Annotated in this window: 12 protein-coding genes; 5 read left to right on the top strand and 7 right to left on the bottom strand. The window is 68.8% G+C overall.

The features are described from left to right. Nucleotides 1-54: 54 nt before the first annotated feature. Entirely contained in the window at nucleotides 55-2,397 is a 2,343-nt protein-coding gene (locus tag V6D00_09855) for a PAS domain S-box protein (GenBank protein ID HEY9899473.1), read from the top strand. Here the strand turns inward: V6D00_09855 and V6D00_09850 are convergent. The 6 genes from V6D00_09850 to V6D00_09825 form a co-directional block, all read right to left on the bottom strand. Beyond that, nucleotides 2,390-3,880: a peptidoglycan DD-metalloendopeptidase family protein gene (locus V6D00_09850; GenBank protein ID HEY9899472.1), complete on the bottom strand. Its 1,491-nt coding sequence runs from the start codon at nucleotides 3,878-3,880 to the stop codon at nucleotides 2,390-2,392. The two genes, V6D00_09855 and V6D00_09850, sit on opposite strands and share 8 nt — an antisense overlap. Nucleotides 3,881-4,033: 153 nt before the next feature. Continuing rightward, nucleotides 4,034-5,317, bottom strand: a complete 1,284-nt coding sequence (gene rho, locus V6D00_09845) for a transcription termination factor Rho (protein HEY9899471.1) — start codon at nucleotides 5,315-5,317, stop codon at nucleotides 4,034-4,036. Between the two features lie 1,070 nt (nucleotides 5,318-6,387). Beyond that, nucleotides 6,388-6,651, bottom strand: a complete 264-nt coding sequence (locus V6D00_09840) for a YggT family protein (protein HEY9899470.1) — start codon at nucleotides 6,649-6,651, stop codon at nucleotides 6,388-6,390. Nucleotides 6,652-6,653: 2 nt separating this feature from the next. After that, a complete protein-coding gene (gene proC / locus V6D00_09835; GenBank protein ID HEY9899469.1) occupies nucleotides 6,654-7,475 on the bottom strand; it encodes a pyrroline-5-carboxylate reductase in 822 nt (273 codons plus the stop codon). A gap of 82 nt (nucleotides 7,476-7,557) precedes the next feature. Continuing rightward, the gene (locus V6D00_09830) at nucleotides 7,558-8,022 is read right to left on the bottom strand and encodes a cell division protein SepF (GenBank protein HEY9899468.1); all 465 of its coding nucleotides are present in this window, start codon (nucleotides 8,020-8,022) and stop codon (nucleotides 7,558-7,560) included. 8 nt (nucleotides 8,023-8,030) lie between these two features. Beyond that, nucleotides 8,031-8,747, bottom strand: a complete 717-nt coding sequence (locus V6D00_09825) for a YggS family pyridoxal phosphate-dependent enzyme (protein HEY9899467.1) — start codon at nucleotides 8,745-8,747, stop codon at nucleotides 8,031-8,033. Nucleotides 8,748-8,946: 199 nt separating this feature from the next. On the opposite strand from V6D00_09825, the gene V6D00_09820 reads away from it, so the two are divergent. The 4 genes from V6D00_09820 (at nucleotide 8,947) to V6D00_09805 (ending at nucleotide 13,578) form a co-directional block, all read left to right on the top strand. Continuing rightward, on the top strand, nucleotides 8,947-10,053 hold the full coding sequence (locus V6D00_09820) for a S8 family serine peptidase (GenBank protein ID HEY9899466.1): 1,107 nt from the start codon (nucleotides 8,947-8,949) through the stop codon (nucleotides 10,051-10,053). Continuing rightward, nucleotides 10,043-10,993 carry a carboxypeptidase-like regulatory domain-containing protein gene (locus V6D00_09815; protein HEY9899465.1) on the top strand — a complete coding sequence of 317 codons (951 nt, stop codon included), beginning with the start codon at nucleotides 10,043-10,045 and terminating at the stop codon, nucleotides 10,991-10,993. The genes V6D00_09820 and V6D00_09815 overlap by 11 nt, the downstream gene beginning before the upstream one ends. 78 nt (nucleotides 10,994-11,071) lie before the next feature. Continuing rightward, a complete protein-coding gene (locus tag V6D00_09810) occupies nucleotides 11,072-12,910 on the top strand; it encodes an AarF/UbiB family protein (protein ID HEY9899464.1) in 1,839 nt (612 codons plus the stop codon). An 89-nt stretch (nucleotides 12,911-12,999) separates the two neighbouring features. After that, nucleotides 13,000-13,578: a hypothetical protein gene (locus V6D00_09805; GenBank protein HEY9899463.1), complete on the top strand. Its 579-nt coding sequence runs from the start codon at nucleotides 13,000-13,002 to the stop codon at nucleotides 13,576-13,578. A gap of 151 nt (nucleotides 13,579-13,729) precedes the next feature. Here the strand turns inward: V6D00_09805 and trmB are convergent. Next, on the bottom strand, nucleotides 13,730-14,274 hold a 545-nt coding region (trmB, locus tag V6D00_09800; GenBank protein ID HEY9899462.1), incomplete at its 5' end, for a tRNA (guanosine(46)-N7)-methyltransferase TrmB.

The following is a 14,274-nucleotide window of genomic DNA, read 5'->3' as shown; positions in this document are numbered from 1 at the left end:
TGCGTTCCCGGCGTAGAATGACCCCCGGCGAAGCGTGTCAAAGAGGAGAGGCGGATGAGGCCGACCTTCGGTTGCCTGCGCAGCATCGTGGCGGTCGCGATCGCCTTCTACGCCTTCGGGAGGCTCGGTCAGCTCGTCGCGATCCCCCCTGGCAACGTGACGTTCCTGTGGTTGCCGGCCGGCATCGCCCTGGCGGCGCTCTACGCCGGCGGGGCCAGTCTCTGGCCGGGCGTCTGGCTGGGTTCGCTCGCGCTCAACGTCGGGGTTCTCGCCGGCAGCGGGCTCGTCCCTGCCGTGTTGATCGGGGCTGCGATCGCCTCGGGAGCGACCCTCCAGGCGCTCCTGGGGGCCTGGTGGCTGCGCCGCTTCGGCGGGATCTTCAACGACGTCCGGAGCGTCCTGCTCTTCGGCGGCCCGCTCGCCTTCGGGACGTGCCTCCTGAATGCGACGGTGGGGATCGCGGTCCTGAGTGCGGCGGGCCTGACGCCTTGGTCCGCCTACGGCTGGACCTGGTTGACGTGGTGGCTCGGGGACGTCACCGGCGTGCTCGTCGCCACCCCTTTCCTGCTCGCCTGGTGGGGGGGGCGCGTGGACGCGAGGTACGTGGGGTCGCTTCTGCTTCGCTTCCTGCCGCTGGGGCTGGTTCTGGTCCTCGTCTTCTTCAACCCCCGCGCCTTGCCCCTCGCCTTCCTCCCGCTGCCCTTCGTGCTCTGGTTGAGTCTCTCGCACGGCCTTCGCGGGGCGGTCTCGACCACCGTCCTCGTCTTCGCCTTCGCGCTGACAGGGGCGCTCATGGGCCAGGGGCCCTTCGCGGGTCGGGGGATCCAGGAGGCCCTGATGCTGTTCGCGGTCTACGTGGTCGTGCTGTCGCTCACCGCCCTCGTGCTGGCGGTGGTCGAGGAGCGACGGAAGCAGGCGGAACGAGGCCTGAAGGAGTCGCTCGCCACCATCGAGACCATCCTCCAGGAGATCCCGGACATGGTCGTCATCCTCGACCGCACAGGCCGCCTGGTCCGCTGGAACCGCAAGTTCGCGGAGACATCCGCCTACCCGGACGCCGAGATCGAGAACAGGCAGGCTCTGAGCTTCTTCAGGGAGGCGGACCGTCCCCGGGTGGCCGCGGCGATCGTGGAGGTCTACGACGCGGGGTACGCCACCCTCCAGGCCGCCCTGCAGCGGCGCGACGGGAGCCTGCTTCCTATCGACTACAGCGCAGCCCCCCTGCGCGACGCCCGGGGCGAGGTCATCGGCCTGATCGGCGTCGCTCGGGACTTTCGGGAACACAAGCGGATGGAGGATCGCTTGAGAGAAAGCGAGCATCGCTTTCGGACGGTGGCCATGCGGGTGCCGGTGGGGATCTTCATGACCGACGCGGGCGGGGCGTGCGTCTTCGTCAACGAGCGCTGGTGCTTCTTGACGGGCATCTCCGAAGCCCAGGCGCTGGGGGCGGGATGGCGCGACGCCCTGCACCCGCTCGATCGCGCTCGGGTCCTCGCCGAGTGGGCGGCGGCAGTGGCGGCGGGCGCGGAGTTCTCGAGCGAGTACCGCTTCCTGCGCCCGGACGGCTCCTTCGTCTGGGTCTACGGTAACGCGACCCCGCTCGATCCGGAAGCCAAGGAGCCTGTCGGCTACATCGGGACGCTGACGGATCTGACCGAGCGGATCGAGGCCGAGCGGCTCAAGCTCAGCTTCGTCAACGCCGTCTCGCACGACCTGCGCACCCCCCTGTCCACCATCAAGGGGTTCGCCGAGTTCCTGGAGGACGGGCTCGCCGGTGCGCTCAACCCGGCGCAGGGCGAGTACCTGGCCCAGATCCAGCGGGGAACCCGGCGACTCGAGCAGCTGGTCGACGATCTCCTCGACTTCGCGACCATCGAGGCCGGGGCCTTCCGCCTCAACCTCGCCCCGGTGGATTTCGGCGCTCTGCTGCAAGAGGTCGCGAGCAGCCTCAGGCCGCAGGCCGAGGAGGGCCAGCTGGTGCTCGATCTCGAGGTCGTGCCCGCCTCCTTGTTGGTCCCCATGGACTGCCGGCGGATCGAGCGCGTCGTCCTGAACCTGCTGCAGAACGCCATCAAGTTCAGTCCCCGCGGCGCGCACATCACCCTGCGCGCCTCGGTCGACGGGGATCGCCTGCGCTGCGAGGTGATCGACCGCGGGCGGGGGATCCCGGCGAACGACCTGCCCAAGCTGTTCAGGCCCTTCGGCCAGCTGGAGGCGGGCAACGTCAAGGGGGGAGCCGGGCTCGGCCTCAGCATCGGAAAGGCCATCGTCGAGGCCCATCGCGGCGCGATCGGCGTCCTGAGCAAGGTGGGGGAGGGGAGCACGTTCTGGTTCACGCTTCCCCTGAGCGCCGATCAGGCGCCTGCGGCGCCGCCCCTTGCGGCTTCGGTCAAATGAACTTCTTGGGGTCCACCGGACGGCCGTTGATCCGGACCTCGTAGTGGACGTGCGGGCCGGTGGCGCGGCCGGTCTCGCCCACCAGGGCGATGGTCTCCCCGCGCTCGACGCGATCGCCCGGGTTCACCATGATCTTGGAGCAGTGGGCGTAGCGGGTGACGACCCCGTTGGGGTGGCGCACGTCCACGGTCTTGCCGTAGGCGCCGTCCCAGCCCGCCGAGACGACCACACCGGCCTTCGAGGCCTGGATGGGAGCGCCCACGTGGTTGGTGATGTCCAGCCCGGAGTGGAAGTGGTCGCCGCGGTAGCCGAAGCCGCTCGACAGGCGGCCGGCGGTCGGCCAGAGATAGCGCTTGCCGATCGCGCGGCCGAGATCGCCCAGCAGGCCGCGGCTCGCCACCTTGCGCTTGTCGCGCTGACGGTAGCTGCGGCCCTCGTCCTCCACCTGGGGGGTCGGCGGGATGACGATCTTGCGGCCGATCTTGAGGCGGGTGTGGAAGTCGATGTCGTTGGCCTCGACGATGTCCGAGACCCGCAGATCGTACTTGTCCGCGATCCCCGAGAGGGTGTCGCCCTCCTGGATGACGTGGCTGGTGCGGCGAGTGCGCTTCTTCCTAGGCTTGTCCGCGGAGGCGTCGGCCTGCGCTCGGTCCGCGCGCTGCTCCGGGGCCTTCGTCTCGGCGCGAGCGCCGCCGGCCTCGTGCCGGGCCAGCTCGCCCTGGGTCGAAAGGACCGAGGCCTGAGGCTTGGCCGCGTCGAGCGCCGAGGGGATGAGCAGCGCCTGGCCGACCTTGAGGTGGCTTTCCTTGCCGAGGCCGTTGATGTCGCGCAGCGCGCGGCGCGTGATGTGGTGGGCCTTCGCGATCTCCGAGATCGTGTCGCCGGCGGCGACGCGATAGGTCGTGGTCGGCGCGAGGACCATGGGGACGGAGGGGACGGAGGCCGCCTGAGCACGCGCCGGGCCCGGCACGACGTTCGCCCGGGCGGGCTTCTCGGGCGTGCCGGCCGGGGCCTGCGCGGCCTGCGGCTGCTCGGGACCGAGGATGCTTGCGCTCACCGGGGCGATCGCGGCCTTCGGGGGCGCGGGGGTGTGCTGGGCGGGAAGGTTCTTCCAGGCCATGAGGGCGAGCAGGGGGATGGAGACGGCGAGGCCCCCCACCAGGGCGACGCGGCGGCCAATCGCAGCGCTCGCCCGGCGGCGATCCCGGTACTCGGCCAGGGGGATCTGGTAGCGGAAGACCCCTAGATCCCCGCTGTGCGCCTCGCTGGGCTCGGGCTCCGCGACGGGCCTGGGGGGCACGCTCACCAGGAAGCGGATGCCGCTCAGGAGCCTGTCCGAGAGGGTCTTGCGGGTGGTAGCGAAGCGCAGGCCGTTGAGATTGAGCGGGGTGAGGGGCTCGCTCTCTGACGACGCGGTGTAGCGGAAAGCCGAGATCTCGGGCGATTCGGCTTGGTTACGTTCTTGCGTCGTTGGCTGCGGCACGGGAACCCCCTCTTGAATGTAAAGAGCATCTAACAAAACCAGGTATTTTTCGCGTTTTGGCCGCTGCCGGCGGCTCGAAGGAATCGTTTTGTTACATGCTCCAGGCTGCTTTGTATCCAAAAGTTAAGCCCCCGGCGATGCCGGGGGCTCTGGCTAGGAGTCGCTGATGGCCATCAGGAACTCCGCGTTGGACTTGGTGCGGCTGAGCCGGTCCGCCAGGAACTCCGTGACCTCGGCGGTGTCCCCGGCGTCCATCGTCTTGCGCAGGATGCGCTGCTTTCGCAGCTCCTCGGGCGTGAGCAGGAGCTCTTCCTTTCGGGTGCTGCTGCGCTTGATGTCGATGGCCGGGAAGATCCGGCGATCGGCGAGCCTGCGGTCGAGCGTGAGCTCCGAGTTGCCGGTCCCCTTGAACTCTTCGTAGATGACCTCGTCCATGCGCGAGCCGGTGTCGACCAGCGCGGTGGCGATGATGGTCAGGCTTCCCGAGCGCTCCAGCTTGCGCGCCGCGCCGAAGAAGCGCTTGGGCTTGTGCATGGCGTTGGGGTCGAGACCCCCCGACAGGGTGCGGCCCGAGGGCGGCATCGCCGAGTTGTAGGCGCGGGCCAGGCGGGTGATCGAGTCGAGCAGGATGACCACGTCCTTGCCCTGCTCCACCTGACGCTTGGCCTTCTCCATGACGAGCTCGGCGACGCGGATGTGGTTCTCGGGCAGCTCGTCGAAGGTCGAGGCCACGACCTCGCCGTTGATCGAGCGCTGCATGTCCGTGACCTCCTCGGGGCGCTCGTCGACCAGCAGGGCGATGAGGTGGACCTCGGGGTGGTTCTCGGAGATGGAGTTGGCGACCTGCTTGAGCAGGGTGGTCTTACCGGCCTTGGGCGGCGAGACGATCAGGGCGCGCTGGCCCTTGCCGAGCGGGTTGAACAGGTCCATGAGGCGCATGGACAGGTTGGTCCCGGTGGTCTCGAGCTTGAGGCGCTCGCAGGGGTAGATGGGCGTCAGGTTCTCGAAGGGGATCCGGTGGTAGTTGGAGTCCCCCGGTTGCTCGTTGACGGTCTCGACCTTGACCAGGGCGAAGTACTTCTCGCCCTCCTTGGGAGCGCGGACCTGGGCCTCGATCACGTCGCCGGCCCACAGGTCGAAGCGGCGGATCTGGGTCTGGGAGACGAAGATGTCGTCCGGCGAGGGCAGGTACTGGGAGACCCGCAGGTAGCCGTACCCCTCGGGCTGGATCTCGAGCACGCCCCTGGCGTGGATGGTGCCCGTCTTGTCGGTCTGCGTCTGCATGATCCGGTAGATCAGCTCGTGCCGGCGCAGGCGGCGATAGTTGAAGATGTTGAACTGGCGAGCGAGCTCGAACAGGTCCGCCATGTCCATGGTGTCGAGGGCGGCGACGTCGACCTCGGGAAGGGCGCCCTGCTCCTGGCCCCGCTCGGCCATCAAGGCCTCCTGGAACTCGCGGGCCTCGCGCATCTCGCGGATCTCGCGCTCGGTGGCGCGGTTTCCGCGGCTGTCCTCGCGCATGAAGCCCTGCTGGGGGCCCCGGCGCTGCTGGTCGCGCTGGCCGCGCTGCTGGTCGCGCTGATCCCGGTGGCGCTGCTCGCGCTGGCGCTGGTCGCGCTCGCGGAAGGCCTGGCGATCCTGCCCCTGCTCGCGGGGCTGGCGCTCGTGACGCTCGCCTTGCTCGCGGGGCTGGCGCTCCTGACGCTCGCCTTGCTCGCGGGGCTGGCGCTCGTGACGCTCGCCCTGCTCGCGGGGCTGGCGCTCGTGACGCTCGCCTTGCTCGCGGGGCTGGCGCTCCTGGCGCTCCCCCTGCTCGCGGGGCTGGCGATCGCGGCGGTCACGACGCTCGTGGCGCTCGTGGCGGGGCTCGCGCACCGCGGGGGCGGTCTCGGTCGACGCGACGGCGGCTGCGCGGGCGGGTTCGACGACGGCCTCGATGGCGGCCTCGGGCTGAGGGGCGCTGGGGGCGACCTCGATCGAGGCTTCGGGGGCCGTGGCGGCGCGCGATCGGGCGGTGCGGGTACGGGGCTCGCGAGCGGGGCGGGTGCGGGCCGTGACGGGGGCGGCTTCGGCTTCGGCGGAAGCGGCGGGGGTCGCAACGGGCTCCGCGGTGGCGGTCTGGGCGGCTGCTGCGGCGGCGCGGGCTTGCGCGGCGCGGGTCGGACGACGGCGGGACGTGGCCGGCGCGTCTTCGATCATGGAAGCAACCGAGGTTTCCGCAGGGCCAACGGAATCGGGCGCAGTTGTGCGCTTAGCCGAGGTTTCCAAACAGAGTCACTCGCTTTCAGAGGGAGTTGGAAGCGTCAATGGAATTGTTGTGGGGGTTGTGACCTCAATCACAGGGGAATCATAGCACCACCCCTGGCCTTCGTCAACGATAATGCTCAAGCGAGGGTTCGTCTCAAGCCACCTGGGCGATCCCTTCCCCCTCAAAGCCTCGCGGCGCCCCGCTCTCGAGCGAGAGGGGGCGCCGCGAGGCTTTGAGGGGATGTTCTTGCCGGCCGTTCTCAGCCGATGCTGCCCAGCAGGGAGATGAGGGCGCGCAGCGCGATGCTGTAGACGAAGTAGGCGATGATCGGCGAGATGTCGATCCCCCCCATGGGCATCAGGCGCCGGAAGGGGGCGAGCGTCGGCTCGATCACCCTGCTGATGAGCTCCACGGCCGGGTGGTTGCGCGGCACCTGCGGGATCCACGAGAGGATCACCCAGATGAACAGCAGGATCTGCCAGATCGAGAAGAGGTTGGAGAGGACCTGGACCAAGAGGTACATGGCTAGTGACTCGCTTTCCCGAGCTCTTTGGAGCGCTGCGTGGCCGCCTTGACCGCCAGGCACAGCGTCGCGCGGACCGCCGCCTCCTCGAGGACCTGGAGGCCGGCCGCGGTGGTACCCGCGGGGGTGACGACCTGATCCTTGAGCTCGGCGGGATGCTTGCCCGATTGCTGCACCAGCATAGCGGAGCCGACGACCGTTTGGCAAACCAGTTCGCGGGCGATGCGCCGCGGCAGGCCTTGCTGGACCCCCGCGTCGATCAGGGCCTCGACGATCAGGGTGACGTAGGCGGGGCCGCTGCCCGAGAGGCCCGTGACCGCGTCGAAGTAGGACTCGGGCAGCTCGAGCACCTCGCCGACCGCCCCGAAGATGGCCCGGGCCACCTCGAGGTGATTCGCGTCGGCCCGGTCGTTGCCCGCGATCGCGGTGATTCCCTGGCCGATGACGCAGGGGGTGTTGGGCATCGCCCGCACGATGGGCGCCTGGCCGAGGTGCTCGTGTAGCCGATCGAGGGTGAAGCCCGCCACGATGGAGATGGCGAGCGCCCCGGGGCGCCAGGAGGGGCCGACCTCGCCGAGCACCTCCTGGACCGAGGCGGGCTTGACGGCAAGCACGATCGCAGGAGCCTGCAGGCACTCGGCGTTGCGGGCGGTGGTCGCCACCCCGTAGGTCGCATGCAGGTAGTCGCGGCGCGCCTCGAGCGGGTCGCTGACCAGGATCGACGCGGGGGCGTGCAGTCCCTTGCCGAGGAGCCCCTTGACGAGGGCCTCGGCCATGGTGCCGCCGCCGATGACCGCGAGGCTCGGGGTGGAGGACGTGTTCAAGGGCGCTTCCTCACGTGAAAGCGCGGTTGCCGCCCGCCCGCCTATCAGGCGGACCGGCGGCAACCACGACGAGAAAACGGGGCTAGCGGACGCGCCAGAACAGGTCCTTGGAGGGGGTCTGCTGGGGCTGCGTCTGCGAGACCATCCACTGGGTCTCGTTGGTCAGGGCGTTGATCTTGACGTTCGAGGGAGTGAAGAGGAAGATCGCCTCCCCGATGCGCTCCTGGTGACCGTCGAGGGCATGGCAGGCGCCGGAGACGAAGTCCACCAGGCGCTGCGACTGGATGTCGGTCAGGCCCTGGAGGTTGAGGATGACGGCGCGGCGCGAGCGGAGGTTCTCGATGATGCCGAGGGCGTCGTCGAACGAGTGGGGTTCGAGCACGACGAGCTCGCTCTGGCTCGCCGAGGGCAGGCCCACCAGGTTGCCGCCCTTGGGCTGCTTGGTGACCTTGGGATCCACCGTGGCCTCCTCTTCGTCCATGACTTCTTCGAACTCCTGATCAAGTCCGACGAAGTTCTTGACCTTGCTCCAGATCTCGGCGCTCATGTGCCCTCCTAAAATGCCCCTGGGTTTCCAGGTCGCTGACCAAATATCCCGGTGCCGATTCGGACCAGCGTCGCCCCCTCGGCGACGGCTGTTCGGAAGTCCGCCGACATCCCCATCGAAAGTTCAACCAGATCCGCCCGGTCCCCCGCTAGGGCCTGACAGGCATCGCGCAGGTCGCGCAGCCGCCTGAAAACCGGTCGGACCGCTTCGGGATCCGCCGCGCGCGGTGCGATGGCCATGAAGCCCCGCACCGCAACCCCTCGAAGCGCAAGCGCCTCTTCCAGGGCCGCCGGGACCTCCTCGGGCGAAAAACCCGACTTGGTCCCTTCGCGCGCCACGTTCACCTGCAGGAGGATGTCCTGCCGGATGCCCAGGGCCCGCGCCTGTGCGTCGATCGCCTCGAGCAGCCGGAGGCTGTCGACCGAGTGGATCAACGAAAATCTTCCGACCGCCTGCTTGACCTTGTTGGTCTGCAGGTGGCCGATCAGGTGCCACTCGAGCGCCAGGTCCGAGAGTTGCGCTTGCTTCTCGAGCGCCTCCTGGACCCGGTTCTCCCCGACCACGCGCACCCCGAGGCCGTAGGCCTCGCGCAGGCGCTCGGCCGGAACCGTCTTGGTGACGGCCACGAGCCGCAGCGAGTCGAGCGGGCGATCCGCCTCGGTGGCGGCGTGCTCGAGGGCGTCTCGAACGATCGAGAGGGCTCGGGCCAGATCAGGCTGATGCACGGCAACAAGTCAACAAGGTATCAACGGCCACGAATATAGCACCTCTCGAACGTGATTACAATAACGCTCCCTCGTAACGGGGGGCGGTGCGCTGGATCACCTTATCCTCACGATCGGGTGAGGACAGCGGAGGATCTTGGCCATGCTGGCCGATGCTTGCTTTTCCCGGGGCGCGTAGGGTGGGACCGGGAGGACCGCCATGGCCACCAAGACCCCTCGCCCCAATCGAGAGCGCCTGCTCGCGTGCGCCCTCTGGCTCGCGTCGATCCACGGGATCGCCGGCTGCGCGTTTCCCGGCTCGGCCGGGGCCCCGGCCGCCCTCTTCTCGATCCAGGCGGACTACGTGGTCCTTGCCGGCGAGGGCGAGGGGGGCGCCGAGGCGTGGAACCTTCGTCAGATCGGGGTCAGCCCCGAGCCGGTGCGAGAGCTTGCCGGAGCGCGGCAGGTGGTGGCGGCCGTCATCGACACGGGGGTCGACCCGGCTCACCCCGAGCTCAAGGGGGCGCTGCTTCCCATGATCGATCTGGTGGGGGGCGACCGGTACCGCAAGGACGGCATGAACGTGGACTACGCCGGCCGAGACGGCAACGGCCACGGCACCCACGTGGCCGGGATCGTCCATTCGACCGTCGGCGCCAACAACCCGATCGCCATCCTCGCCCTCAAGGCCATCGGCAACTCGGGGGTGGGCGACGACGGCACCATCTCGAGCGCCATCCGCCGGGCCGTGGACTGGCGCGATCCCGCCGATCCCCAGCGCCGGGTCAGGGTCATCAACCTGTCGATCGGGGGAAAGACCTCCAGTCGCACCCTCGAGGATGCCCTCGACTACGCCGCGAGCCGCGACGTGTTGGTGGTGGTGGCGGCGGGCAACCGCACCCGCGACGTGGACTACCCGGCGGCTCTCCCCACGGCGCTCGCCGTCTCGGCCACCACGCGCAAGGACGGCATCGCCGATTACTCCAACCGGGGCCTCTCCGTGGGGATCTCGGCGCCCGGAGGGGACTCCGACGCCTCGATCTCCTCGACCTGGCCCACCTACCTGACGGCGAGCGACTATTCCAAGCGCCTGCGCTCCCCGCACCCCCACGGGACCATGGTCGGCACCTCCATGGCCGCCCCGCACGTCACCGGGGCGGCGGCCCTGCTCTTTGCCCACGACCCGACCCTCTCTGCGCGCCAGGTCCGCGCCAGGCTCCAGACCTGGACCCAGGACCTGGGCCCGCTGGGGCCCGACGGCTACTTCGGCGTGGGCCGCCTCGCGGTGGGGGGAGTGCTCGAGAAGGGGGCGCACGATGCCAATTGAGCGCGCGCTCCTCTGGGCCCTCGGGGCCGTGCTCGCCCTTTCCGGCTGCGGCTGGATCCAGGGCTTCTCGGCCTTCAGCGGCAAGGTGGTGGACCCGAGCGGCAAGCCGCTTTCAGGGGTTGCGATCGCCTCGGACCGCGCGGCGACCCTCAGCGCCGAGGACGGCACCTTCACCCTTTCCGACGCGAGCGGCGCCGTGACGGCCCGCAAGGTCCGGTACCAGGCGCGCCAGGTGGACCGGGGCGCTGGCGGGACCGTCGTCCTCACCCCGAGCGACGAGCCCGTCACGGTCGTCTGGGACGAGCGCTGGCAGAGCCCTGCCATGGACGGGGTGATCGCCCACCTCCAGGGCCAGGGGTTCTCCATCCAGCGCGTGCGCCAGGGCGACGTGCCCGAGGGCCGGCAGGTGTACGTCCTGCCCACGCCCGCGTGGTTCACCCAGGAGGCCTACCGGGGCTACCTTCGCCTCGCCGGGCAAGGGGCCAAGCTGGTGGTGCTCGGGGAGTGGGGCGGGTACGACGGGGTCGATTTCGCCGCCTGCAACGCGCTCGCCTCCCAGGCCGGGATCTCCTTCGTGCCCGCGGCGGTGCGGGTCTACGGGGCGGGGGAGGGGACGCCGAACGAGTGGTTGACGATCCATCGCTTCGACAGCGCGAGCCTGGCCACGGGCCTCAAGCAGGGGATCCGCCTCTTCACCGCGGGGGCCCTGGACGTCAAGGAGCCCGCTCGCGCCCTCTTGCGCACCGGAACGGACGGCGTGCGGATCCAGGCGTGGAGCACCGGGGCGCAGGTCCTTGCGGCGGCCGGCCCCCTGGGGCGCGGCTCTCTGGTGGCCTTCTCGGACACCAGCCTCTTCACCGACGAGGCCGGCTCGGACGGCATCGCCCACCACCAGGTGCTGGACAACCAGGCGTTTGCGGTCAATCTGCTCGCGTACTAGGCGCCGTGCCGCATGGACGCCCCGATCAAAGACTGATATGCTGAAAATCGTCTGTCACGTCGAGACGAAGGCCGTTGCATGTCCATCGCAGATAACCTCTCGGGCCGCGATCGCGCGAGCGCCTCGCCTGCCAGCCCGCATCAGCGGCGCGTCGAGATCGCCGCGACCCTCCTTAAATACGGCTGGGACGCCCTCATCTTTCGCCTGAGCCTGGCTGACTTCTTGCCCGCGGGCCTCAAGCAGAAGCTCGCGGTCTCGTCGTTCCTGCGCCAGGAGGCCGAGTCGACCGAGGTGGACGCCGATCTGGCGCTGCCCCTGCCCGCGGTCCTGCGTCAGATCCTCGAGGAGCTGGGCCCCACCTTCGTCAAGCTCGGCCAGGTCATGTCGACCCGCGCCGACCTGCTGCCCCAGTCCTACATCGACGAGCTCGCCAAGCTCCAGGAGCAGGTGACCCCAGCTCCCTGGCACGAGATGGAGCAGGTGCTCCTGAGCGAGTGCAACACCCTGCGCCACGGGACGGGCCAGCCCATGGCGCGCTCGGTCTACGACGTCTTCCCCGAGTTCGACACCATCCCCCTGGCCGCAGGCTCGTTGGGCCAGGTCTACAAGGCCAAGATCCGCACCGAGTCGGGCGAGCTCAAGCAGGTGATCGTCAAGCTGCTGCGGCCGGGCATCGAGAACACCATCGAGTCGGACAGCGCGGTCTTGATCGACTTCGCGCGCCTGCTGCAGGCGCGGACCAACTGGGGTCGCTGGAACAACGTGGTGGGCCTGGCCGAGGAGTTCTCGGCCATCATCCGCAACGAGACCGACTTCACCCTCGAGGGCTCCAACACCGAGATCATCGGCAGCAACCTCAAGCGGGACTACGGCGCCCTGATCAAGGTGCCTGAGGTGTTCTGGCAGTACACCTCGCGCCGGATGATGACCCTCGAGTTCGTCACCGGCCAGAAGATCTCGACTCTCTTCCCCAAGCGCAACGGCGAGAGCGCCCCGGTCCAGCTCACCCTCGAGCAGCGCCAGAAGCTCAACCAGGCCCTGACGGTCGCTTTCCTGCGCCAGATCTTCGTCGACGGCTTCTTCCACGGCGACCCGCACCCGGGCAACGTCATGTTCCAGTTCAAGGACGGCGGCGACGGCCTTCCCAAGCTGATCCTGATCGACTTCGGCATGGTGGGGCGGCTGGACCCTCGCTCGCGCGAGATCCTGATCGACTTCCTGCTCGCCATGCTCCAGTTCGACGCGGCGCGGGCCACCGACCGGATCCTCGAGTACGGCCATCCCCAGCAGCTCATCGACAAGCACCGCCTGACCATCGAGATGGACCACATCATGCGGGAGTTTCTGGGCCGGCCCGTCAGCGAGGTTCAGATCGGCCTGCTCCTGAACAAGGTCATGGAGCTCATGCTCCAGTACCGGGTGCGGATGCCGACCTCCTTCCTCATGATCGCGCGCGTGCTTGTCACGACCGAGGGCATCTGCCGCCAGCTCGACAAGGACTACATGCTCATCAACGTGGCGGAGCCCTTCATCATCAGCCTGATGCAGCGCCAGTTCACGAGCATCTTCAACGGCCAGGAGCTGATGCGCGTCGGCCTCGACTGGAAGAACATCCTGCTGCGCACCCCGCGCCGGATCGACGACCTGTTGGCGGCGGCCAACTCGGGCCAGCTGCGGATCGAGTACGAGTTCCGTAACCTCCAGCGCCTCGAGCGCACCATGACCGTGATCGGCAACAAGGTCTCGTTCAGCCTTCTTACGGCGGCCTTCATCGTCGGGGCGGCCCTGCTCTCGCCGGTCCAGGGCGGCCCGCGGATCTGGGGCTTCCACGCCCTCAGCTTCATCATGTTCGTGAGCGGCGGCCTGCTCGGCCTCTGGCTGCTGCTCTCCATCCTGCGCTCGGGGCAGATCAAGTAGACGCTTACGCCCGGTAAGAAGGACATCACGCCGGGTATAGAACCTCTTCCGGGCCCTCTCGGGGAATGGCGCGGCAAAGGAGGAGATCCATGGGCAAGCTGCATTTTGGGATCGACGTGGACGGGGTGCTCGCGCACCACCTGCCCGCCATGCTCGACGTGGTGACCGAGATGACGGGCAAGGTGATCCGGCACGAGGACGTGACCGACTTCTACTTTGCCGGCATCGTGGAGCGCGCGTACATGGACGCCGTCTTCGCCCGCTGCATGGAGACGGCCTTCGACCTGCCGCCGATGCCCGGTTGCCACCTGATCAACGACCTGCCCGGCAAGGTGACGATCGTGACCCACCGCCACGAGGGCGAGGCCGAGCGCACCACCCTGCGCTGGCTCGCGCATCATGGGATCCGCTACGACGACATCGTGTTCACCCGGGGGCCCAAGAGCCAGATGGGGACCTTCGACTTCTTCGTGGACGACGCCCCCCACAACGCCAAGGACCTGGCCCAGGCCGGCGTGACCACCTTCCTCATGGAGCAGCCCTACAACCGTCACGTGCGGTTCGGGGAGCTGGACGAGAAGATCGTGCGCATCTCCCACTGGGACCAGATCAGGGGCTATCTCGAGGAGCGATCGCTCTGGAGCGGTGTGCCGCGTCCGGTGAGCTGAGCCCTCTCATGAAACAAGATCGCCCCTGGACCGAGATCCGGTCCAGGGGCGACGATTATGCGGGCTTCTGCCTGTTTTCTTGAGCGTACAGGCATGCAGGCCCCCCGAGGTCAGGGGGCCTGCAGCGTCGATGACCCCGGTGCGCTCGTCCTCAGGCGTCCGCGGGGCGACGGGCGACGAAGCCGTAGATGGGCAGCCCCTTGGCCAGGAAGCGCATCTCGAAGTCCGACTGCACCCGCTCGACGGGGATGCTGACCTCGATCGCGAAGCCGGCGCGGCGGAAGCGCTCAAGCGAGTAGGTGAACATGAGCTCGTGGTCGCTGCGGAAGTGGAAGGTTCCGCCCGGCTTGAGCCAGCGCTTGTAGCGCTCGACAAGGGTCGGGTTGGTCAGCCGGAAGCGATCGCCCTTGGCCCGGGGCCAGGGATCGGGGAAGAGCATGGTGATGAAGTCCACCTCGGCCTCGCGGAAGGCCTGGTCCATCTCGTAGGCGTCGCCCAGCAGGTAGCGCGTGTTGTCGATGGAGAGCTCGTTGGCCCACCAGGTCCCCTTCAGGACGCGGTAGTACTTGCTCTCGAGCCCCACGTGGTTGGTCTCGGGCTCGCGCTGGGCCGTGTGGGCCAGGTGGCGGCCCGAGCCCATGCCGACCTCCAGGTGAAGGGGGGCCTTGCGGCCGAAGACGTCGGACCACGCGCGGG

Source organism: Pantanalinema sp., assembly GCA_036704125.1.
GTDB lineage: Bacteria > Cyanobacteriota > Sericytochromatia > S15B-MN24 > UBA4093 > JAGIBK01.
This window is presented reverse-complemented; position numbering and strand designations above follow the sequence as displayed.